Annotated in this window: 18 protein-coding genes and 1 pseudogene; 11 read left to right on the top strand and 8 right to left on the bottom strand. The window is 70.1% G+C overall.

Going from position 1 to position 22,403, the window contains the following annotated elements; translation table 11 throughout:
- Positions 1–9: 9 nt before the first annotated feature.
- From ACWD3E_RS10670 to ACWD3E_RS10660, 3 genes are read right to left on the bottom strand one after another with little or no spacing between them, the layout of a single operon-like run.
- Positions 10–1,158 carry a cystathionine gamma-lyase gene (locus ACWD3E_RS10670; protein ID WP_451387191.1) on the bottom strand — a complete coding sequence of 383 codons (1,149 nt, stop codon included), beginning with the start codon at positions 1,156–1,158 and terminating at the stop codon, positions 10–12.
- Positions 1,155–1,658, bottom strand: a complete 504-nt coding sequence (locus ACWD3E_RS10665) for a low molecular weight protein-tyrosine-phosphatase (protein WP_451387190.1) — start codon at positions 1,656–1,658, stop codon at positions 1,155–1,157. Before ACWD3E_RS10665 ends, ACWD3E_RS10670 begins: the two co-directional genes overlap by 4 nt.
- 7 nt (positions 1,659–1,665) lie before the next feature.
- Positions 1,666–2,043, bottom strand: coding sequence for a phage holin family protein (locus tag ACWD3E_RS10660; RefSeq protein WP_451387189.1), 378 nt, complete (start codon positions 2,041–2,043; stop codon positions 1,666–1,668).
- 59 nt (positions 2,044–2,102) lie between these two features.
- Here ACWD3E_RS10660 and ACWD3E_RS10655 point away from each other — a divergent pair, with 59 nt between their 5' ends.
- The 4 genes from ACWD3E_RS10655 to ACWD3E_RS10640 all read left to right on the top strand — a co-directional run bounded on the left by ACWD3E_RS10655 (position 2,103) and on the right by ACWD3E_RS10640 (position 4,399).
- Positions 2,103–2,420: a cupin domain-containing protein gene (locus ACWD3E_RS10655; protein ID WP_451349877.1), complete on the top strand. Its 318-nt coding sequence runs from the start codon at positions 2,103–2,105 to the stop codon at positions 2,418–2,420.
- A 141-nt stretch (positions 2,421–2,561) separates the two neighbouring features.
- Entirely contained in the window at positions 2,562–2,774 is a 213-nt protein-coding gene (locus tag ACWD3E_RS10650) for a DUF5326 family protein (protein ID WP_365176290.1), read from the top strand.
- Between the two features lie 296 nt (positions 2,775–3,070).
- Positions 3,071–3,862 (top strand): IclR family transcriptional regulator, encoded by a 792-nt coding sequence (locus ACWD3E_RS10645; protein WP_451387188.1) that lies wholly within the window; start codon positions 3,071–3,073, stop codon positions 3,860–3,862.
- Between the two features lie 99 nt (positions 3,863–3,961).
- Positions 3,962–4,399: an SsgA family sporulation/cell division regulator gene (locus ACWD3E_RS10640; protein WP_451349875.1), complete on the top strand. Its 438-nt coding sequence runs from the start codon at positions 3,962–3,964 to the stop codon at positions 4,397–4,399.
- 92 nt (positions 4,400–4,491) lie between these two features.
- Here the strand turns inward: ACWD3E_RS10640 and ACWD3E_RS10635 are convergent, their stop codons facing one another.
- Positions 4,492–5,907, bottom strand: a complete 1,416-nt coding sequence (locus ACWD3E_RS10635; protein WP_451387187.1) for a YibE/F family protein — start codon at positions 5,905–5,907, stop codon at positions 4,492–4,494.
- A gap of 240 nt (positions 5,908–6,147) precedes the next feature.
- On the opposite strand from ACWD3E_RS10635, the gene thiC reads away from it, so the two are divergent.
- Positions 6,148–7,962: a phosphomethylpyrimidine synthase ThiC gene (thiC, locus tag ACWD3E_RS10630; RefSeq protein ID WP_451387186.1), complete on the top strand. Its 1,815-nt coding sequence runs from the start codon at positions 6,148–6,150 to the stop codon at positions 7,960–7,962.
- Between the two features lie 61 nt (positions 7,963–8,023).
- On the opposite strand, the gene ACWD3E_RS10625 is transcribed toward thiC, so the two are convergent.
- Positions 8,024–9,316, bottom strand: a complete 1,293-nt coding sequence (locus ACWD3E_RS10625) for an MFS transporter (RefSeq protein WP_451387185.1) — start codon at positions 9,314–9,316, stop codon at positions 8,024–8,026.
- 103 nt (positions 9,317–9,419) lie between these two features.
- Here ACWD3E_RS10625 and ACWD3E_RS10620 point away from each other — a divergent pair, with 103 nt between their 5' ends.
- Positions 9,420–10,409 carry a DUF5937 family protein gene (locus ACWD3E_RS10620; RefSeq protein WP_451387184.1) on the top strand — a complete coding sequence of 330 codons (990 nt, stop codon included), beginning with the start codon at positions 9,420–9,422 and terminating at the stop codon, positions 10,407–10,409.
- Positions 10,410–10,428: 19 nt separating this feature from the next.
- Positions 10,429–10,569, top strand: a pseudogene (locus tag ACWD3E_RS10615) (thiamine biosynthesis protein ThiC); the annotation flags it as partial.
- 129 nt (positions 10,570–10,698) lie between these two features.
- On the opposite strand, the gene ACWD3E_RS10610 reads toward ACWD3E_RS10615, so the two are convergent.
- From ACWD3E_RS10610 to ACWD3E_RS10600, 3 genes are all read right to left on the bottom strand, one after another.
- Complete coding sequence (locus tag ACWD3E_RS10610) at positions 10,699–11,577, bottom strand: hypothetical protein (RefSeq protein WP_451387183.1); 879 nt, start codon at positions 11,575–11,577, stop codon at positions 10,699–10,701.
- A gap of 181 nt (positions 11,578–11,758) precedes the next feature.
- Positions 11,759–12,838, bottom strand: coding sequence for a metallophosphoesterase (locus ACWD3E_RS10605; RefSeq protein ID WP_451387182.1), 1,080 nt, complete (start codon positions 12,836–12,838; stop codon positions 11,759–11,761).
- A 344-nt stretch (positions 12,839–13,182) separates the two neighbouring features.
- Positions 13,183–14,295 (bottom strand): LacI family DNA-binding transcriptional regulator, encoded by a 1,113-nt coding sequence (locus tag ACWD3E_RS10600; RefSeq protein ID WP_451387181.1) that lies wholly within the window; start codon positions 14,293–14,295, stop codon positions 13,183–13,185.
- A gap of 419 nt (positions 14,296–14,714) precedes the next feature.
- Between ACWD3E_RS10600 and hisC the strand changes: the two genes are divergently transcribed.
- The 4 genes from hisC (at position 14,715) to cydD (ending at position 22,365) form a co-directional block, all read left to right on the top strand.
- Complete coding sequence (hisC, locus tag ACWD3E_RS10595) at positions 14,715–15,794, top strand: histidinol-phosphate transaminase (RefSeq protein ID WP_451387180.1); 1,080 nt, start codon at positions 14,715–14,717, stop codon at positions 15,792–15,794.
- A 405-nt stretch (positions 15,795–16,199) separates the two neighbouring features.
- The gene (locus ACWD3E_RS10590) at positions 16,200–17,708 is read left to right on the top strand and encodes a cytochrome ubiquinol oxidase subunit I (RefSeq protein WP_451387179.1); all 1,509 of its coding nucleotides are present in this window, start codon (positions 16,200–16,202) and stop codon (positions 17,706–17,708) included.
- Positions 17,709–17,723: 15 nt separating this feature from the next.
- The gene (cydB, locus tag ACWD3E_RS10585) at positions 17,724–18,737 is read left to right on the top strand and encodes a cytochrome d ubiquinol oxidase subunit II (RefSeq protein ID WP_451387178.1); all 1,014 of its coding nucleotides are present in this window, start codon (positions 17,724–17,726) and stop codon (positions 18,735–18,737) included.
- A 79-nt stretch (positions 18,738–18,816) separates the two neighbouring features.
- A complete protein-coding gene (gene cydD, locus ACWD3E_RS10580; RefSeq protein WP_451387177.1) occupies positions 18,817–22,365 on the top strand; it encodes a thiol reductant ABC exporter subunit CydD in 3,549 nt (1,182 codons plus the stop codon).
- The last annotated feature ends 38 nt before the right edge of the window (positions 22,366–22,403 follow it).

Genomic DNA, 22,403 nt, shown 5'->3' with positions numbered 1-22,403 from the left:
ACCGTCTCGTCACTCGGCGGACTCGTCCAGGGCACGCAGTACGTCGGCCACCAGGTCCTCGGGGTCCTCCGCACCGACGGACATACGGATGAAGCCCTCCGGGACCGCGTCTCCGCCCCAGCGGCGGCGCCGCTCGGCCGTGGAGCGCACCCCGCCGAAGCTCGTCGCGTCCTCCACCAGGCGCAGGGCCTCCAGGAAACGCTCGGCACGCGCGCGCGTGGGCAGCGTGAAGGAGACGACGCATCCGAAGCGCCGCATCTGCTGCGAGGCGATCTTGTACGAGGGGTCGTCGGGCAGGCCCGGATAGCGCAGCCCGGACACCTCGGGCCGCTGCCGCAGGGCTTCGGCGAGAGTGCGGGCGGTGGCGTTCTGCCGGTCGATGCGCAGCTGGAGCGTGGCGATCGAGCGGTGCGCCAGCCAGGCCTCCATGGGCCCGGAGATCGCCCCCACGATCTTGCGCCAGCGGCGTACGGCGGCCATCGCCTCGCCCTCGCGGCCGGCGACGTAGCCCAGCAGCAAGTCCCCGTGCCCGGTCAGCTGCTTGGTGCCGCTGGCCACCGAAAAGTCGGCGCCCAGCTCCAGCGGGCGCTGCCCGAGCGGGGTGGCGAGGGTGTTGTCGACGGCCACCAGGGCGCCCCGCTCGTGTGCCGCCTTCACCAGGCGCCGGATGTCGCACACGTCGAGCCCGGGGTTCGACGGGGACTCGAGCCACAGCAGCCGCGCCCCGTCGAGGACCTCCAGCTGGGCGTCATGGCGGGTCGGCGCGGTGCGCACCTCGATGCCGTACGCCTCCAGCTGGGCGCCGACCAGCGGCAGCACCTGATAGCCGTCGGAAGGGAGTACGACCGTGTCTCCGGCGCGTAGCTGGGAGAACAGCACCGAGGAGATCGCCGCCATGCCGGAGGCGAACACCAGCGTCTCGACGTCGTCCTGCCCGGGCGCCTCCAGCTCGCCGATGGCGCTCTCCAGCAGTGTCCAGGTCGGGTTGTCGTCACGGCCGTAGGAGTACGGTCCGGTCACCTCGCCCGGGAGGTGGAAGTGCGCGGCGAAGACCGGTCCGGGCAGGGTCGGCTCGTGCTTGACCGGCTCGGGCAGCCCCGCCCGTACCGCGCGCGTGCCGTCGCCGATGCGGCCCTCGTCCTCCCTGTCCTCGCTCATGCGGCCCGTCCCTCCAGTTGTTCCTGTACGGCGGCGAGCAGACCGGCGCTCGCCGCCTCCACCATCTCAAGGCACTCCTCGAAGCCGTCACGGCCCCCGTAGTACGGGTCCGGTACGTCGAGGTCGTCGCCTGCCGTGGGGTCGCACGAGGGGTCGTAGGAGCGCAGCAGGCGGACCTTGAGCGCGTCCTCCTCGGTGGGCGCGAGGCGGCGCAGGGCCTTCAGGTGCCCGGCATCGAGCGCGATCACCAGGTCGCGGCGGGCGAACCAGGCCGGCTGGAACTGGCGTGCGATGTGCTCGGTGTCGTAGCCGTGCTCGTCGAGGACCGAGACGGTCCGCGGATCGGCGGGCTCGCCCTCGTGCCAGCCGCCGGTGCCGGCGCTGTCGACCTCGACCAGATCCTCCAGCCCGGCCTCCGCCACGCGCGCGCGGAAGACGGATTCGGCCATCGGGGAGCGGCAGATGTTGCCGGTGCACACGAAGCAGACGCGATAGGCCATGGCGCGCTCAGTCCTCGTCGGGCAGGAGAACGTGCAGCGCCCAGGACACGACCGAGATGATCAGGCCGCCGAGGACGGCGGTCCAGAAGCCCGCCACATGGAAGCCCAGGTCGAGCTTGCCGCACACCCAGGACGTCAGCAGCAGCATCAGCGCGTTGACGACCAGGGTGATCAGGCCCAGGGTCAGGATGAACAGCGGGAAGGTGAGCACCTTCACGATCGGTTTGACCAGGAAGTTGACCAGGCCGAAGACCAGCGCCACGAGGATCAGCGTGCCGGCCTTCTTGGCCGTGCTGTCACCGGTAAGGGTGATCTTGTCGAGCAGCCATACGGCGACCGCCAGGGCGCCCGCGTTGGCGATCGTCTTGACTACAAAATTCTTCATGTGTCTGATCGTGGCAGACCGGATGGAGAACGAGCAGTGAGACGAGGTCGGCAACGGCGATGAAGGCATTCCGGCTGGACGAACTGGAGGCGGAGCGAGCCGCCAACGAGGGTGCCTACCTGCAGTTCCTGCGCGAGCGGAACATGTCGGTCGGCCTGTACGCGCTCAACGCGGGCGAGCACGACCCGCAGAAGCCGCACAACCAGGACGAGGTGTACCTCGTCGTCAGCGGCCGGGCGTCGATCACGGTCGGCATGGAGACCACCGAGGTGGCCCGGGGCAGCGTGGTCTACGTACCGGCCGGGGTGGCCCACAAGTTCCACCACATCAGCGAGGACCTCAGGGTGATGGTCGTCTTCTCTCCACCTGAGGCCTGAGCCCGGCCCTCGGGGTTCCCTAGGGGACGGGTCAGGGGAGGACAAGGGATGAGAGGCCCCCGCGATGACCCCTCGCGGCCCTAGCATCGATGCAGACAGTGCGGGACTCCGACAACGCACCAGACGCAAAGGACAAGGGCAATGCGAGAGATCTTCGCGGGACTTCCGTGGTGGGTGAAGTGGGTCGCGGTGCCGGTCATCGCCCTGGTCGTGTTCGGCGGCCTGATAGCGACCGTGGTCGGCTTCGTGATCGGCCTGCTCTTCAAGGCGCTGATCTTCGTCGCTCTGGTCGGCGGACTGATCTACATCGTGCGGAAGTTCATGTCGAACTCCTCGTCGCGCAGCGACTGGTGAGGGACCACGGGAGAGCCGGTGACCGGTAACGGAAAGCACCGGTTCCCTCGGGCGAGGGAAGTTTCCCCGGGAGGCCGTCTGCGCGCGGTGGCGGGCGGTTAGAGTCCGGAACTCCCCGCGGGGTCCGGCCCCGTGGGCGGCATACCCCCACCGTGCTCTTCCCCGCACGGGCTGCCCCCTCGCGTTTCGGGAGTGACCCCTTGGCCACGGTTGACACCGCACCGGCAGGACCCCACGCACCCCCCGCCCCGCCGCGTTCCTGCCCACCCTCCGTCCGCCGGCCGTCCGGCGCGGCCGTGCCCGGACAACCGCGCTCCGGGGCCCGCCTGGAACCACCCCCATCCGCGACCCTCATCGGCTCCGTCCAGCGCGCCATGCGCCTGCTGGAGACCGTCGCCCGGCATGAGTACGGCGCCCCCGCCAAACAGCTCGCCCGCGAGACCGGCCTCGCCCTGCCCACGGCCTACCACCTGCTGCGCACCCTTGTGCATGAGGGCTATCTGCGCCGCGAGAAGGGGCTGTTCTTCCTCGGTGACGCGGCCGAACAGCTGAGCAGCAGCGGAGCACAGCAGAAACGTCGCAGCACGGTGGCCGACACGCTTGCGCACTGGCGCGACCGCATCGGTGTCCCGGTGTACTACGCGATGTACCGGGACGGTGAGATCGAGGTCATGTGCGTCTCCGCCTCCCGACAGGCCCCCGCCGTCGAGGAGTGGGCCGACTTCCGCGAGACCGGCCACGCGCACGCCGTCGGGAAGTGCCTGCTCTCCCAGCTGGACGAGGAGGCCCGCCGTGACCACCTCGCCCGTTATCCCGTGCAGGCCATCACGCCGTACACCGTGCGTGACAACCACGCCCTGCTGCGGCGGCTGGACCGGATGCCGCGCATGGAGCCGGTGGTGGAGCGGCAGGAGTACGCGCTCGGGACGGTCTGTGCGGCGGTGCCGATCACGGTCGGCACCACGGCGGCCACGATCGCCATCTCGCTGCCCTCGCACCAGGCCGACCGGCTGTTGCCCGCGGCGCACCTGCTGCAGGCCGAGATCGGGCGCCATCTGGGAGCTCTTGCCCTCTCTATCAGTATCTGAAAACTCACTCCTTGTGATCTCCTGTGTACGTTCAGCAAGATTTGACCATGGTCAAAGGGATCGATCCCGGCCGGTCGACGTCATATGACGGGGTAGGCGATGCGCGAGTCCGTACAGGCAGAGGTCATGATGAGCTTTCTCGTGTCCGAGGAGCTCTCCTTCCGCATTCCGGTGGAGTTGCGCTACGAGACCAGTGATCCCTATGCCGTGCGGCTCACCTTCCACCTGCCCGGTGATGCCCCGGTGACCTGGGCCTTCGGGCGGGAGTTGCTGGTCGACGGGGTCGGCCGGCCGTGCGGCGAGGGGGATGTGCACATCGCCCCCGCCGATTCCGAGGTGCTGGGCGAGGTGCTGATCCGGCTTCAGGTCGGCTCCGACCAGGCGCTGTTCCGCTCCTCGGTGCCACCGCTCGTGGCCTTCCTCGACCGTACGGACAAGCTGGTGCCGTTGGGTCAGGAGGGTGCGCTCGCCGATTTCGACGCCCACCTCGACGAGGCCTTGGACCGCATCCTGGCCGAGGAGCAGAGCGCCGGCTGAAGCGTTACGGCACGGGGCGTCAGGCGCTCGGCCGTGCCGCGCGGGACGGTGCAGGAACGGTTCTGCATCGGGGTCACCGACTCCCGCCGGGATCACCGCTTCCGGCGTCGGCCCCGTCCGCCGCGTGCCGTGGTGGTCGGGGCCCCGGCGGGTGCCGCCGTGTCCGGTGCGGGCCGGTCGGCCGCCACCACCAAAGCGGCGAGAGCGGTCGTGACCGGGACCGAGGCGACCAGGCCGATCGAGCCCACCAGCGTGCGCACGATCTCCTCCGCCACCAGCTCGCTGTTGGCCACCGTCCCCACGCTGCTCTGCGCGATCGAGAACAGCAGCAGGAGCGGCAGTGCGGCACCGGCGTAGGCGAGGACGAGGGTGTTGACCACGGAGGCGATGTGGTCGCGGCCAATGCGGATGCCCGCCCGGTACAGCCCGCGCCAGCCCATCGACGGATTGGCCTCGTGCAGCTCCCACACGGCGGACGTCTGCGTCACCGTCACGTCGTCCAGGACACCGAGCGAGCCGATGATGACGCCGGCCAGCAGCAGGCCGCTCATGTCGATCTTCGGGTACAGGCCGTGGATCAGTCCGGTGCTGTCGTCCGTGTTGCCGGTGAGTGCGGCCCAGCCGATGAACAGCGAGCCGAGCACACCGATCAGGCACAGCGAGATCAGGGTGCCGAGCACCGCCACGGACGTGCGGGCCGACAGGCCGTGGCACATGTACAGGGCGATCAGCATGATGGCGCTGGACCCGACGACCGCCACGAGCAGCGGATTCGAACCCTGCAGAATCGCGGGCAGGATGAACAGGGTCAGCACCAGGAAGCTCACGGCCAGCGCGATCAGCGCCATGACACCACGCATGCGCCCCACCACGACGACGGCGACCGCGAAGATCCCGGCGAGCAGGGCCATCGGGAACTGCCGGTTCACATCGGTGACCGAGTACTGCAGGTTCTTCGGCGCCGAAGGCTCGTAGGCGACCACGACCTTCTCGCCCTGGTCCAGTTGGCGTGACTGGTCCGGCTGCACGATCTCGGTGAACGTGCGGCCCTTGTCCTTGCCGGTGTCGACCCGGATGGTCGCCTTCTTGCAGGTGCCGTTCGGCTTCTGTGCGGCGGAGTTTCCCCCGGCAGCGGAGACGTCGCCGGTCAGGCTGCCGCCCGAGGCGTTCACCGAGGCGCAGCTCACCTTGATCACCTCGGTGACCGTGGCCTGCTGCGTCTGCCGGTCGAATCCGACGCCGGTGCGCTTGTGCGCCGGGGCTCCTCCGGGCCAGAGCACCAGCAGGCCGACCACGACTGCCGCCGTGAACGGGATCAGGATCGCGGCGATGACCTTGCGCAGGTGCTGGGAGACGGGGGCGGCCGGGCCGTGGCTGTGACTGTGGCCGTGCGCGTGGCCGTGGCCCTGGTCGTGACCGTGCGCGTGACTGTGACCGCCGCCCGAGCCGGGGCGGCCTCGACGGGGCGGCTCGGGCGGCTGGGAGGGGTACTGCTGCATCGTGGTCACCGCCCGATCATCGCAAGAACGCCGGGGCCCCTCTGTTCACCGCTCCCGGATTGACGCTAGCGTGGGGGCACCTTTGCACACGCGGGAGCTCGGAGCACCGGGCTGAGAGGGCGCTGACCTCCGTTTCGCGGTGTTTCACAGGGAACGTACGAAGTTTCACGTGAAACAGCGACAGACGGAAGCCGCTGCGTCGACCGCCGAACCTGTTACCGGGTAATGCCGGCGTAGGGAGTAGGTCTCATGACCAACAAGGACGCACGCACGCCTGCCTCCACGCAGAACGCGACGAACGGGTCGTCGAACGGGGAGGCCGGGAAGTCCATCGGCTGGCACAAGGCGTACATCGAGGGCTCGCGCTCCGACCTGCGCGTGCCGGTCCGTCAGGTGCACCTCACCAACGGGCAGTCGGTCACGTTGTACGACACCTCGGGCCCGTACACCGATCCACTCGTCGACACCGACGTCCGCAGGGGCCTGTCGCCGCTGCGGGAGAACTGGATCATCGCCCGCGGCGACACCGAGGAGTACGCGGGCCGTCCCGTCCGTCCGGAGGACGACGGGATCAAGCACACCTCGCCGCGCGGGGGGCTGCGCAACCTCGACGCCGTCTTCCCCGGACGTCCGCGTCAGCCGCGGCGTGGTCGTGACGGCCAGGCGGTCACGCAGCTCGCGTATGCGCGCCGGGGCGAGATCACGCCCGAGATGGAGTACGTGGCCGTCCGGGAGAACGTGTCGCCCGAGGTGGTCCGGGAGGAGATCGCGGCGGGCCGCGCGGTGCTGCCGGCCAACGTCAACCACCCGGAGATCGAGCCGATGATCATCGGCAAGCGGTTCCTGGTGAAGGTCAACGCCAACATCGGCAACTCCGCGGTGACGTCCTCCATCGAGGAAGAGGTCGAGAAGATGACCTGGGCGACCCGCTGGGGCGCCGACACGGTCATGGACCTCTCCACCGGCCGCAACATCCACACCACCCGCGAGTGGGTGCTGCGCAACTCCCCCGTCCCGATCGGCACGGTGCCGCTCTACCAGGCCCTGGAAAAGGTCGACGGCAAGGCCGAAGAGCTGACCTGGGAGATCTACAAGGACACGGTCATCGAGCAGGCCGAGCAGGGCGTGGACTACATGACGGTCCATGCGGGCGTCCGGCTGCCGTACGTGCCGCTCACCGCCAACCGCAAGACCGGCATCGTCTCGCGCGGCGGCTCGATCATGGCCGCGTGGTGCCTGGCGCACCACAAGGAGTCGTTCCTGTACGAGAACTTCGAGGAACTGTGCGAGATCCTCGCCGCCTACGACGTCACGTACTCGCTGGGCGACGGCCTTCGGCCGGGCTCGATCGCCGACGCCAACGACGAGGCGCAGTTCGCGGAGTTGCGCACGCTCGGGGAACTCAACCGGATCGCCAAGGGTTTCAACGTGCAGACGATGATCGAGGGCCCCGGTCACGTCCCGATGCACAAGATCAAGGAGAACATCGACCTTCAGCAGGAGATCTGCGATGAGGCTCCGTTCTATACGCTCGGCCCGCTGACCACGGACATCGCGCCGGCGTACGACCACATCACCTCCGGCATCGGTGCCGCGATGATCGCCTGGTGGGGCACGGCGATGCTCTGCTACGTCACGCCCAAGGAGCACCTGGGCCTGCCCAACCGTGACGACGTCAAGACCGGCGTCATCACCTACAAGATCGCCGCCCACGCAGCCGACCTCGCCAAGGGGCACCCGGATGCGCAGGCCTGGGACGACGCGCTGTCCGACGCCCGCTTCGAGTTCCGGTGGGAGGACCAGTTCAACCTCGCCCTGGACCCGGACACGGCACGGGAGTTCCACGACGAGACCCTGCCGGCCGAGCCCGCCAAGACGGCTCACTTCTGCTCGATGTGCGGGCCGAAGTTCTGCTCGATGAAGATCAGCCAAAGCATCACAGAGCGGTTCGGTGGTGCGGCGGCTGAGGGGGCCTCGCCTGAGGAGGTCGCTGAGGGGATGCTCCAGAAGTCGAAGGAGTTCGCGGAGAACGGGAACCGGGTGTACCTGCCGATGGCGGACTGACAGGCAACCGGAGCGCCGTCCCCGAGCGAACTCGGGGCGGCGCTCTGTCGTGGTCATCCGTTCACCGCAGAGCGCCGGGGCCGGGCAGCTCGCGCTGGGTGCGCAGTGGTGAGAAGAAGATCGGTACCCAGACCAGGGCGAGCCCGACGGCACCGAGCCAGAGGGCGGTTCGGACGGAGGCGAGTTCGCCCAGCAGGCCGGCCAGGGCCGCGCCGATCGCGAGTGAGCCGGTCAGCAGGACCCGCATGGTGGCGTTCATCCGGCCGAGAAGACGGTCCGGTGTCACGCTCTGGCGGAAGCTGACCTTGATCACGTTGTCGATGCCGACCTTGCATGTGGTGATCAGCCAGGCGGCCGCGGCGAACCAGAGGGCCGGTCCGCGATCGGCCAGCGCCAGCAGAGCGCCGAACGGCGCAATGGCCAGGCCCATCAGCCACAGCACCCGGCCTGCGCCGACCCGGCGGGCCAACCATCGGGCCGACATCGAACCGATGAACACGCCGAGACCACCAACCGCGAAGAACAGGCCGATGACGCCGTCGGAGAAGCCGAGTTCACGGGCGAACAACACCGGCAGCATGGTCTGACACAGCTGGATGGACAGGTTCGTCAGTGCCCCTGCGAGCGCAATCGCCCGCAGGGTCGGGTTGCCGAGCACGAAGCGCAGGCCCTCCCGGATCTCGCCGCTGAGCCGTGCGTCGCGCCGGTGCTGCGGGCGCGGGTCCGCCTGGCGGATACGCAGCAGGAGGACCGCCGACCACAGGTAGCTGGCCGCGTCGATCACGACCGCCGTCGGGGCGGACAGCAGCGCCACCAGGAAGCCACCCGCGCTGCGCCCACCGATCAGGGTGAGGGAGTCCACCGTCACCAGGTAGGCGTTGGCCTGGGTGAGCTGTGCCCGCCCGACCAGTTCGGGCAGTTGGCTCAGTGCGGCCACGTCGAAGAAGACCGTGGCGGCGCCCGCCAACAGGACCACCAGGTAGAGCTGTTGGATCGTCAGGCAGCCGAGCAGCCAGGCGGCCGGCACGGACCCGAACAGCGCGGCCCTGACAAGGTCGGCAGCGATCATCACGGGCCGCTTCCGGATCCGGTCCACCCAGGCTCCGGCCGGCAGGCCGATCAGCAGGAAGGCGAGGGTGCTCAGCGTCGCCAGAACGCCGACCTGTCCGGCCGAGCTGTGCAGGGCCAGGACGGCGGTCAGCGGTATCGCCAGGGAACTCACCGCGGTGCCGAGCTTGCTCACCGCGGCGGCGCCGACAAGCAGTCGGAAGCCCGGGTTCCGGAGGGCCGAAGGATACGGCTCGAGGGTGGGCGCGGCCGTGCCCGGCCCGTGAGCGAGATCAGTACTGGTCATGGAGTGAGGTTCCTGCCGGGGCCGACCGGCGAGCGAGGAATTTAGGCTGTACTGAATCCTGACCCGCTGGCCGCGGGCTCTTCCGACGCAGAAGGGCTGCACCGTGCTGGACCTGGTGTTCTCCGTCCGCGACCTGGCCCGCACCCGGTTCGCCCTGTCGCCGCTGTGGGAGGTGGTCGCCAGCGTCAGGGTGTTGAAGCGCCCGGCCGAGCACCCCCTGTACCACCCGTGGACCGCCGAGGTCGGCAGCCGGTTGGCCGCCTCGGGGTTGGACTGGCGTCTGCTCGCCGATCTGGTCCCGGAACCGCCCCGGTCGATACCGGTCTTCATCGCACCGCCACCGACAACCTCGGTCGCCGATCTGGGACTGGAGATGGCCGTACTGCGTGCCACACCACCCGAGCAGGTCCGGTCCGGCCTCGGCGGTCCACGCGCGCCGCGTTCCGAGCGGATCGATCGGCTGCGCAGCGATCCGCGCCGCGGTCTCGCCGAACTCGCTGAACTCGTCGAGGCCTACTGGGAGGTCGCCCTCGCGCCGTACTGGCCGCGGATGCGCTCCCTCTTGGAGGGTGACGTGCTTCACCGGGCCAGGCTGTTCGCCGAACACGGAGCGGATCAGCTGCTGGGCGACCTGGGGGCCAACGTGACCTGGGACGAGGACACCCTGTACGTCGGGCACCATTACGCCCGTGGCAGCCGGCAACTCGGCGGACGCGGCCTCCTGCTCGTGCCGTCGGTGTTCGTCTGGCCCAGGATCTTCTCCGTGATCAGCCCGAACTGGCAACCCACCCTGCGCTATCCGCCGCGCGGCGTGGCCGCACTCTGGGAACGGCGGTCTGCCCTCCCACAGGCCCTGGCAGCGGTCATCGGCCGGTCCAGGACCCGCCTGCTGGCCGAACTCGACACACCCGCCTCAACAACCGACCTGGCCCGCCGCACCGGGATCAGCGCCGGCGGAGTCTCCCAGCACCTGACCGCCCTCCGCTCCGCCGGCCTGGTCGACGCGCACCGCAGTGGCCGGTACGTGCTGTACATCCGCACCGAGGCGGCGGAAGTCCTGCTGGCTGCTGCGGATGCACGAGGTGATGGGTGAATGTGCTGCCTACGGGCTGAAGTTGTCGTCGATGAAGATCTCGCAGGACATCCGCCGCGAGCACGGCGGCAGCCGGGCCGAGACCGAGGAGGGTATGGCCCAGAAGTCGAAGGAGTTCGCGGCGGCGGGCAACCGGGTCTATCTCCCCCTGGCCGACTGACGGCCGGCTGACGTCGCCCGTACGGCAGGAGGCGGCTGACCGGGGTGGTGGGGCCACGCCCGGTCGGCCGCGAAGGCAGGTCTGGTCCCGCCCGGTTCGGCTCACGCCTTTCGAGGGGCGTGAGCCGGGCTATTCCGGCTGGTGCTCCGGGCCGCCGAAGTCCGGGCTGGTGTAGTCGGGACTGGTGAAGCTCGGGCGGCCGGATGCGGCGCCGTCGTCCGGGCTGCTGAAGCCGGGGCGGCCGTAGCCCAGGCGGGGCATGCGGCCGGTCGGGGTGGGACGGGCCGTGTGCTGCAGGGCCGCCGCGCCGGGCTGGGTGAGCGCATCCTGCAGGAACGGCAGGATGCCGCGCTCCAGCAGGGCGTCCCGCCAGGCCTCTCTGGCCCTGGCGACCTTCTCGGCCGCCGCGTCGTGGGCGTCGCTGTCCGCCGCGGCGCCGTTGCGCAGGGCGGTGAGCAGCAGCCCGACGGCGGCGACGAGGACCGAGGCCGCGGTCACGGCACCGAACACCCAGCCGGCGGTGAGCATGGTCTGGGCGAAGGTCTGCCCGGGGGCGACCGTCTTCAGGATGTAGCCGACGAGCAGGAAGATCGCCGCGGCGGTTCCGGCGAGGACCGGCGCCAGCACGGCGATCACCGCGACGGCGCCCGCGCCGGTGGTCTCGGCGGCCTCGCCGAGAGGGGTGTCGCCAAGGGCGGTGGCGAGCCCCGGCCCGTCCGAAGCCGGTTCCGTGGAACCGGAGTCGTCGGGGACCGGGAGGACGGACGGCGCCGGACGGCGCAGTTCCTCGCGGACCGTCACGTAGTGCTGGTACTCGGTCGCCGCGGCGGCCGTGATGAGTGTGCTGGCGTTGAGCGCCATGGTGCGCAGTTGTTCGGGGTTGAGCCGCTGTCCGACAGCGGCCAGTTCCGGTCGGTGTGGTGCGGAGCGCAGCGCCTCATCGAGGATCCGCTCGAATTCCTGGCGGTCCTCGCTCAGCAGGTGCTGCGGAACGCTGTTCATGTGCATCCCCCGATGCTCCGTAGGGCTTGTGGCTCGCACGCCGGCGAGCCGTCGGGCAGAAACGGAGGGGAGCCTGCTACGGATAAGCCGATGGTAGAGCCGTGACGGCGCGCGGTGACAGGGGATTGCCGGAAATTGAGTTACCGACGTGTGCGCAGCCGCCGGTGAACGCCTGCCCGCTGAACGGTCAGTTATCCAGGGGAAGTTGTTGGACCAGCAGCTTTCCGGCCATGGTCACTCCGCCGTCCATGGCGATGGCGAGCCCGTCGGCGTAGACGTGCGGCCCCTCGACGACGGGACCAGTGCTTTCCTCGCCGTCCTCGGAGCCGACTTCGCCGAGCAGGTAGGGAATGGGGCTGTGGCCGTGAACGACGCGGGTGCCGCCGTACGTATCGAGGAGGGAGCGGACGGCGTCGGCGCCGCCCTCGTCGCGGAAGGAGAAGCGCTTGGTGAACTTGCGGAACAGGTCCCAGCACTCGTCCGCGTCGTTGCGCGTGAGCGTCTCGCGGACGGTGTCGTTGACCGCCTCGATCGAGTCGCCGTAGTCGAGGTAGGCGGTGGTGTCGGAGTGCAGGAGCAAATAGCCGTCGACCTCCTCGACGGCGTCCAGGCGGGCCATCCACTGCAGGTGGTGGTCCTGGAGGCGGTCCATGTCGGTCTTCTGGCCGCCGTTGAGCAGCCAGGCGGCCTGGAAGGTGGCGGTGCCCGCGCCGGAGTTGACGGGGGTGTCGCCGAACCGCTTGGCGCCGAGCAGCAGGAGCTCGTGGTTGCCCATGAGGGCCTTGCAGTAGCCGCCTGCCGCGGCTGCCTCGGCGGACAGCCGCATCACCAGGTCGATGACGCCGATGCCGTCCGGGCCGCGGTCGGTGAAGTCGCCGAGGAACCACAGCCGCGTGGTGCCCGCGCACCACTGGCCCGAGGCGTCGATCAGCCCCTTCTCCTGCAGGGCGGCCACCAGTTCGTCGAGGTAGCCATGGACGTCCCCGACGACGTACAGGGGGCCCTGGCCGGTCGCGGGCTGCGGGGCCGGGGCGGCGGGAGCCGGATCGACGGGGACCTGGAGCGTGTCTCCGCGGTTGATGACGGGCAGGTCGCGCTGGGTGGGCGTGTAGCCGTCGGGGTACGTCTCCTCGGCGGGCGTGTCGGTGTCGCCGGGGTGGACGGCCTGGACGTACGGACCGGTCTCATGGACGTACGCGGGTACCCGGAAGTCGCGCAACGTCGCCGTCCGCTCCGTCTCGGGTCCCTGACCGGCCCCCTGAGTCATCCGACCCCTCCACCATCGCGCCGCATCTGCACCGCTTCGGACTGCCTGGTCGCACGGCCCGCGGTGTCGTGGGCCCATCATAGGAATGCGCGTCGCGCCGTGTGATGACCCAGGGGTGGTGAATCGGAACAAGACTCCAGTTCACCGCGGCTTTCGCCCCGTTTGGGCAGGGGTTACCCCTGGCGCCGCCCGGATACCGGCCCGCGTCAGCCGACCGGCGGGGCGGACGGCTCGGTCGTGCGGGGCGGCCGGCGGGGGTGGGAGGCCGGTCGTGCGGGGGCGCACCGGACCGTGCGCGTCGCGTGTCCCGGCCGTGCGCCGTCCGGTGCTTCCGTGCTCCCCCGCTATCCCTCGTCCGGGGTGCGCGGCGGGCTGACCGTCGTGCGCTGCGGGCGCCGCTGGGAGGAGGTGCGCACGATCAGCTCGGTCGGTATCACCTGCTCGACCGGATGGTCCGACTCGACGCCCTCGATGGCGTCGATGAGGAGCTGGACCACGGCGGTGCCGATGCGGCGCGGCTTCAGGGAGAGCGTGGTGATCGGCGGCTCGGTGTTGGCGTACACGGTGGACTCGCTGCAGCACACCAGCAGCAGGTCGTCGGGGACGCGCAGGCCGTAGCGGCGGGCGGCGGCGAGCAGGTCGGTGCCGTTGGGGTCGAACAGTCCGTAGACGGCGTCGGGCCGGTCGGGGCGGGCGAGCAGCCGGTCGGCGGCGACGGCGCCCGCGCACGGGTCGTGCGCAGGGTAGGCCTCGTAGACCGGGGCCTGGCCGACCCGTTCGCACCAGCGCAGGTACGCGGTGGTGGACAGGTGGGTGTAGGTGTCCGTCGTGGTGCCCGTGAGCAGGCCGATCCGGCGGGCGCCCGCGTCGGCGAGGTGGTCGAGGATGCCGAGTACGGCGGCCTCGTGGTCGTTGTCGACCCAGGCGGTGACCGGGAGCGCGCCGGCCGGGCGGCCGTCGGAGACGACCGGCAGTCCCTGCCGGACGAGTTCGCTGACCACCGGGTCCTGGTCGGAGGGGTCGATGACAACGGTGCCATCGAGGGCAACGTTGGACCACACGTCGTGGCGGGAGGTCGCGGGCAGGATGACGAGGGCGTAGCCGCGGGCGAGCGCGGCCGAGGTGGCGGCCCGCGCCATCTCGGCGAAGTACGCGAACTCCGTGAAGGTGAAAGGTTCATCCCCGTACGTCGTCACGGTCAGGCCGATCAGCCCCGACTTGCCGGTACGGAGGGTGCGGGCGGCGGCCGAGGGGCGGTACCCCAGCCGGTCGGCGACCTCGCGGACATGGCGCCGGGTGGCATCCGGGAGCCGCCCCTTGCCGTTGAGGGCATCGGAGACGGTCGTGATGGAGACCCCGGCGGCGGCGGCCACGTCTCTGATGCCCGCCCGGCCCGGTCGGCTGCTTCGCCGTGAGGTTTCCGCGCGGCTCACCTGGTGCTTCCCTGCTGCTGTCATGGCGAGCCGATAGTAGGGCTCATGCGGTGGGGTAGTGCGGACGCATATGCACGCGTCGACAGGCACGTTTCTGCATGATCATATAGCGCCAACTGCCTTTGAAACTAAGGCGGTTGCTCGATTTGATGGGAGGACGTTGCGTGTTGACGCGCATGGGCCTGCCAAGGGCCGGATGTTTCGAAGAGGTCTCAACTCACCTTCACGGGTGATGCGCGCCAGGGCGCAAGCCACCGGCGCATAGATATATGTAGGGCGCGCCCCCCGATGCGTACGCCTTCGTCTGACGATGCCCCTGATGCCGGTGGGGATCACGAGCTTTGCCCCGCACCTGTACGCAGCGGCGCCGAATCCTCATATGGTGAGGAGTAATGGAAGCCGGCGGCGTCGACAGTCCGCCGGCGGTCGCGAGGAGGACTGCGGTGAGCGAGACGAGCCCCAAGCTGCGCGCGGAGCTGGAGGGTATCCCCACCTACAAGCCCGGGAAGCCCGCAGCCGCGGGCGGACCGGCCGCCTACAAGCTGTCCTCCAACGAGAACCCGTATCCCCCGCTGCCCGGCGTGCTGGAGCGGGTGACCGAGGCCGCCGCCGCCTTCAACCGCTACCCGGACATGGCGTGCACCGAGCTGATGAACGAGCTGTCGGAGCGCTTCGGTGTCCCGCTCTCGCACCTGGCCACCGGCACCGGCTCGGTGGGTGTCGCCCAGCAGCTGCTGCAGGCCACCAGCGGGCCCGGCGACGAGGTGATCTATGCCTGGCGCTCCTTCGAGGCGTACCCGATCATCACGCAGATCAGCGGTGCCCGGCCGGTGCAGGTGCCGCTCACGCCCGGCGATGTGCACGACCTGGACGCCATGGCGGACGCGATCACCGACCGGACGCGCCTGATCTTCGTCTGCAACCCGAACAACCCGACCGGCACGGTGGTGCGGCGGGCCGAGCTGGAGCGGTTCCTCGACCGGGTGCCCGGCGATGTGCTGGTGGTCCTGGACGAGGCCTACCGCGAGTTCATCCGCGACACCGAGGTGCCCGACGGCATCGAGCTGTACCGGGAGCGGCCGAACGTCTGCGTGCTGCGCACGTTCTCCAAGGCGTACGGGCTCGCCGGGCTGCGCGTCGGTTTCGCGGTCGCCCATGAGCCGGTGGCGGCGGCGCTGCGCAAGACGGCGGTGCCGTTCGGGGTGAGCCAGTTCGCGCAGGACGCGGCGGTGGCCTCGCTGCGCGCCGAGGACGAGCTGCTGGGCCGGGTGGGTTCGCTGGTGTGCGAGCGTGCGCGCGTGGTCGACGGGCTGCGCGCCCAGGGGTGGACCGTGCCGGAGACCCAGGCGAACTTCGTGTGGCTGCGGCTCGGGGAGCGCACGGTCGCGTTCGCGCAGGCCTGTGAGCAGCACGGCGTGGTGGTCCGGCCGTTCCCCGGCGAGGGTGTGCGGGTCACGATCGGGGAGTCCGAGGCGAACGACATCTTCCTGAAGGTGGCGGAAGGGTTCCGCAAGGAGCTGTAGTCCGCGCTCCCCGCCGGTGCGATCAGTCCTGGCCGTCCGTCAGTTCCACGCGTACGGGGTCTCCGTCGCGGACGGTGGCCAGGACGCGGGCGGCCGTAGGGGAGGGCGAGTGCGTCGCCGTCCGTCCAGAAGGCCACGGTGCCCGGCTCCACTGCCTGCCGGGCATCCGTTTCACGTGAAACAGCCACACCCGTGTCGAGGCGCGCAATTCAACAAGATGTTGAAGTCGCTGCCGAGGGGTTGACATCGAGGCGAAGGGGGGGACCCCCCTTCGAGTGTCGAAAATCAGTGCGTCATAATGGCTTGTGAATGTGAACGCGTTCACAAGCGAGTCTCATTGCTCCCGTGATGTTGCAACAAAAGGGGCAAACTGCCGCTTCTGCGGCGGAGTAAGGAGCTGACGACGTGGATTTGGCTTTGGCGCCGGAGACACTGGCGCGCTGGCAGTTCGGCATCACTACCGTCTACCACTTCCTGTTCGTCCCTCTGACGATCTCGCTGGCCGCCCTCACGGCCGGACTGCAGACGGCCTGGGTGCGCACGGAGAACGAGAAGTACCTCAGGGCGACGAAGTTCTGGGGCAAGCTCTTCCTGATCAACATCGCGATGGGTGTGGTCACCGGCATCGTGCAGGAGTTCCAGTTCGGTATGAACTGGTCGGACTACTCGCGGTTCGTCGGTGACATCTTCGGTGCCCCGCTGGCCTTCGAAGCACTGATCGCCTTCTTCTTCGAGTCCACGTTCATCGGGCTGTGGATCTTCGGCTGGGACAAGCTGCCCAAGAAGATCCACCTGGCCTGCATCTGGATGGTCTCGCTCGGCACGATCCTGTCGGCCTACTTCATCCTCGCGGCCAACTCGTGGATGCAGCACCCCGTCGGCTACCGGATCAACAAGGCGAAGGGCCGCGCCGAGCTCACCGACTTCTGGCATGTCCTGACCCAGAACACCGCGCTCAGCCAGGCCTTCCACACGCTGTCGGCGGCGTTCCTGACCGGCGGTGCCTTCATGGTGGGTATCTCCGCCTACCACCTGTCCCGCAAGAAGCACATACGCGAGATGAAGACCTCGCTGCGCCTCGGCCTCATCACCGTGGTCATCGCCGGCATGCTCACCGCGATCAGCGGTGACACGCTCGGCAAGGTCATGTTCAAGCAGCAGCCGATGAAGATGGCAGCCGCCGAGGCGCTGTGGGACGGCCAGAAGCCCGCGCCGTTCTCGATCTTCGCCTACGGTGACGTGCAGAAGGGCCACAACACCGTCGCGATAGAGATCCCGGGTCTGCTGTCCTTCCTGGCCAACGACGACTTCGGCTCATACGTCCCTGGCATCAACGATGTCAACAAGGCCGAGCAGAAGAAGTTCGGACCCGGCGACTACCGGCCCAACATCCCCGTCACCTTCTGGGGCTTCCGCTGGATGATCGGCTTCGGCATGACCTCCTTCGCCATCGGCCTGGCCGGCCTCTGGCTGACCCGGAAGAAGTTCATGCTGCCGAAGCATCTGCGCGTGGGCGAGGACGAGGTGCCGCATCTGGTCCTGTTCAGGAAGAAGGCCCTCAGCCCGAAGCTGACGGTCTGGTACTGGCGGATCGCCGTCTGGACGCTGGCCTTCCCGCTGATCGCCAACTCCTGGGGCTGGATCTTCACCGAGATGGGCCGTCAGCCGTGGGTGGTCTACGGCGTCCTGCAGACCCGGCACGCGGTCTCCCCCGGTGTCTCCCAGGGCGAGATCCTCACCTCGATGATCGTCCTCACCGCGCTGTACGCCACCCTCGCCGTCGTCGAGGTCAGGCTTCTCGCCAAGTACGCCAAGGCGGGCCCGCCCGAGCTGACCGAGGCCGACCTCAATCCGCCCACGAAGATCGGCGGCGACATGCGTGACGCCGACAAGCCGATGGCCTTCTCGTACTAGGCCGGGGGAACAGTCATGCAACTTCACGACGTCTGGTTCGTTCTGATCGCCGTTCTGTGGACCGGCTACTTCTTCCTGGAGGGCTTCGACTTCGGGGTCGGCATCCTCACCAAGCTGCTGGCCCGGAACCGGCCCGAACGGCGGGTGCTGATCAACACCATCGGGCCCGTCTGGGACGGCAACGAGGTGTGGCTGCTCTCGGCGGGCGGTGCGACCTTCGCCGCCTTCCCCGAGTGGTACGCCACGCTCTTCTCCGGCTTCTATCTGCCGCTGCTGCTCATCCTCGTGTGCCTGATCGTCCGGGGCGTGGCCTTCGAGTACCGGGCGAAGCGGCCCGACGAGACCTGGCAGCGCAACTGGGAGACCGCGATCTTCTGGACCTCGCTGATCCCGGCGTTCCTGTGGGGCGTGGCCTTCGCGAACATCGTGCACGGCGTCAAGATCGACCGGAACTTCGAGTACGCGGGCAACGTCGGGGACCTGCTCAACCCCTATGCCCTGCTCGGCGGTCTGGTGACGCTGACGCTCTTCACCTTCCACGGCACGGTGTTCACCGCGCTCAAGACCGTCGGGGACATCCGGACGCGGGCGCGGAAGCTGGCCCTGTGGGTGGGTCCCGTCGCGGCGGTCGTGGCGCTCGCCTTCCTGCTGTGGACGCAGGCCGACAGCGGTGACGGCAAGAGCCTGGTCGCTCTGATCGTGGCGGTCGTCGCCCTGGTGGCCGCGCTGGTGGCCAACCAGGTGGGGCGCGAGGGCTGGTCGTTCGCCCTGTCCGGCCTCACCATCGTCGCCGCCGTGGCGATGCTCTTCCTGTCGCTCTTCCCGAACGTCATGCCGTCCACGCTCAACAGCGAATGGAGCCTCACGGTCACCAACGCCTCGTCGAGCCCGTACACCTTGAAGATCATGACCTGGTGCGCGGCGATCGCCACACCGTTCGTGCTGCTCTACCAGGGGTGGACCTACTGGGTGTTCCGTCAGCGGATCGGCACGCAGCACATCGCTCCGGACCCTGCCACCGCGCACTGATTTACAGGGGAGGGTGTTTCGCGATGGTGCCCGACGTTTCACGTGAAACACCCTTCCCGTGCCGAAGGGCGTGTTTCACGTGAAACCAATCGATCCGCGTCTGCTCCGCTACGCCCGGTCCACCCGGCTCTTCCTGGTGGCGGTCGTCGCCCTGGGCGCGGTCGGTGCCGGACTGGTCGTCGGACAGGCGATGCTCATCGCCGAGGTGGTGGTCGGAGCCTTCCAACACGGCCGGTCGGCCGGCGAACTCCGCACTCCCCTGCTGCTGTTGGCAGCGGTCGCGGCCGGGCGGGCGCTGGTCTCCTGGCTCACCGAACTCGCCGCGCACCGGGCGAGCGCGGCGGTGAAGTCCGAACTGCGCGGCCGGCTGCTCGACCGGGCGGCGGCACTCGGTCCCGGGTGGCTGAGCGGACAGCGGACGGGCTCGCTGGTCACCCTGGCCACGCGCGGGGTCGACGCCCTCGACGACTACTTCTCGCGCTATCTCCCGCAGTTGGGGCTCGCGGTGGTCGTCCCGGTGGTGGTGCTGGCCCGGATCGTCACCGAGGACTGGGTGTCGGCGGCGATCATCGTCGGCACGCTGCCGCTGATCCCCCTGTTCATGGTGCTCATCGGCTGGGCCACCCAGTCCCGGACGGACCGTCAGTGGCGGCTGCTGTCCCGGCTGTCCGGCCACTTCCTGGACGTCGTCGCCGGGCTCCCCACGCTGAAGGTGTTCGGCCGCGCCAAGGCGCAGGCGGAGTCCATCCGCCGGATCACCGGCGAGTACCGGCAGGCCACCATGCGGACCCTGCGCATCGCCTTCCTCTCCTCCTTCGCCCTGGAGTTGCTCGCCACGCTGTCGGTCGCGCTGGTCGCCGTGACGATCGGCATGCGGCTCGTGCACGGCGACATGGACCTGTACGTCGGCCTGGTCGTCCTGGTGCTGGCGCCCGAGGCGTATCTGCCGCTGAGGCAGGTGGGTGCGCAGTTCCACGCGGCGGCGGAGGGGCTTGCCGCCGCCGGGGAGATCTTCGGCGTGCTGGAGACGCCGGTGCCGGCGTCCGGGGCCGGAGCGGTGCCCGAGGGTGCGGTGGCCTTCGAAGGGGTCACCGTTCGCTACCCCGGCCGTTCGGCGGATGCCGTGACCGCGGTGTCCTTCAGCGTCGAGCCCGGTGAGACCGTCGCGCTGGTCGGGCCGAGCGGGGTGGGCAAGTCGACGCTGCTGCATGTGCTGCTCGGGTTCGTGGAGCCCGTGGCGGGCCGGGTGCGGGTCGGGGGAGCCGATCTCGCCGGGCTCGACCTTGAGCAGTGGCGGTCGCGGATCGCCTGGGTGCCGCAGCGCCCGCATCTGTACGCCGGGACCATCGCGGAGAACGTACGGCTGGCCCGGCCCGACGCGGATGACGACGCCGTACGGCGGGCGCTGCGGGATGCGGGCGCGCTGGAGTTCGTGGACGCGCTGCCCGAAGGTGCCGGGACGGTGCTCGGGGAGGACGGGGCCGGTCTCTCCGCCGGTCAGCGGCAGCGGCTTGCGCTGGCGCGGGCGTTTCTCGCCGACCGGCCCATGCTGCTGTTGGACGAGCCGACGGCCGCGCTGGACGGGGTGACGGAGGCCGAGGTCGTGGCGGCGGTGCGGAGGCTGGCTGTGGGCCGCACGGTGCTGCTTGTTGTGCACCGGCCGGCCCTGTTGGAGGTCGCGGACCGGGTGGTGCGGCTGGACGGTGCCGGGCCTCTGGTGCAGCGGGCTGGTGCCCGGCCTCCCACCACCCGGCTCGGTTCGTCGGAAAGTGGCCCGATGGGCGGGGCGGCGGTCGGTTCGCTGGAGAGCGGCCCGGAAGGCAGTCCGCTGGAAAGTGACTCTGCTGCGCAGCCTCTCGTTGCCCGTCGGGGCGTGCTTGGGCGGGTTCGGGGTATGGCCGGGGCCCGGCGTGGGCGGCTGACGCTCGCCTTGTTGCTGGGAAGTCTGGCGTTGGGGTGTGCCGTTGGGCTCATGGGGACCTCCGGGTGGCTCATCTCGCGGGCCTCGCAGGAGCCGCCGGTGCTGTACCTGATGGTGGCCGTGACGGCGACGCGGGCCTTCGGGATCGGGCGGGCCGTCTTCCGGTACGCCGAGCGGCTGGTGTCGCACGACGCCGTGCTGCGGATGCTGGCCGACACCCGGGTCGCCGTGTACCGGCGGCTGGAGCGGCTCGCGCCCGCCGGGCTGCGGGCCACCCGCCGCGGTGACCTGCTCACCCGGCTGGTCGCCGACGTGGACGCGCTCCAGGACTACTGGCTGCGCTGGCTGCTGCCCGCCGGAGCCGCCCTGGTCGTCTCCGCCGCCTCCGTCGGCTTCACGGCCTGGCTGCTGCCCGAGGCCGGGGCCGCGCTCGCCGCGGGCCTGCTCGCAGCCGGTGCCGGCGTCCCTGCGCTCACCGCGACCGTGGCCCGGCGGACCGAGCGGCGGCTGGCGCCCGCCCGCGGGGTGCTCGCGACCCGCGTGGCCGACCTGCTCACCGGCACCGCCGAGTTGACCGTCGCCGGTGCGCTGCCCGCCCGTACGGCCGCGGCCCGGCAGGCCGACGGCACCCTCACCCGGATCGCCTCGCGCGCCGCCGCCGTCACCGCGCTCGGCGATGGGCTCATCTCGCTGATCTCCGGCCTGACCGTCACGGCCACCGCGCTGCTCGGTGCCCAGGCGGTGGCCACGGGGCGGCTCAGCGGAGTGGCGATGGCCGTGGTCGTCCTCACCCCGCTGGCCGCCTTCGAGGCCGTCCTCGGGCTGCCGCTCGCCGTGCGCCACCGGCAACGGGTGCGCCGCAGCGCCGAGCGCGTGTACGAGGTCCTGGACGCCCCGGAGCCCGTACGCGAGCCGGAACAACCCCGGCAGGCTCCCGCCGCGCCGTTCCCGGTCGTCCTCAAGGGGCTGGCCGCGCGGCACACCGGGCAGCACCGGGACGCGCTCTCCGGGCTCGACCTCACCCTGGAGCAGGGCCGCCGTATCGCCGTGGTCGGGCCGTCCGGCTCAGGCAAGACGACCCTCGCCCAGGTGCTGCTGCGGTTCCTCGACCCGGAGCAGGGCTCGTACACCCTTGCCGGTGTGGACGCGTACGCACTGGCCGGTGACGACGTACGCAGGCTTGTGGGCCTGTGCGCCCAGGACGCGCACCTCTTCGACAGCTCGGTGCGCGAGAACCTGCTGCTGGCCAGGAAGGACGCCGACGAGGCCGGTCTGCGGCGCGTGCTGTCCCGGGCCCGGCTGCTGGACTGGGTGGACGGGCTGCCCGACGGCCTGGACACGCTCGTCGGCGAGCACGGGGCGCGGCTGTCCGGCGGCCAGCGGCAGCGGCTCGCGCTGGCGCGGGCGCTCCTGGCCGACTTCCCCGTCCTGGTCCTGGACGAGCCCGCCGAGCATCTGGACCTGCCGACCGCCGACGCGCTCACTGCCGATCTGCTGGCCGCCACCGAGGGCCGTACGACGTTGCTCATCACCCACCGGCTCGCGGGGCTCGAAGCCGTGGACGAGGTGATCGTGCTCGACGCGGGCCGGGTGGTGCAGCGGGGGCCGTACGCGGAACTGGTCGCGGTGGACGGACCGCTGCGGACGATGGCGCAGCGGGAGTGGGAAGCGGAGACCGAGGAGCTGGTGGAGGCGGAGCGGGCCTGAGCCAGGAGGCACCCCTGGCGCAGGCGTGAATGCCTCGG

Source organism: Streptomyces sp. NPDC002676 (genome assembly GCF_053592455.1).
The sequence above is the reverse complement of the archived record's forward strand: the minus strand, read 5'-3'. Positions and strand labels throughout refer to the sequence as shown.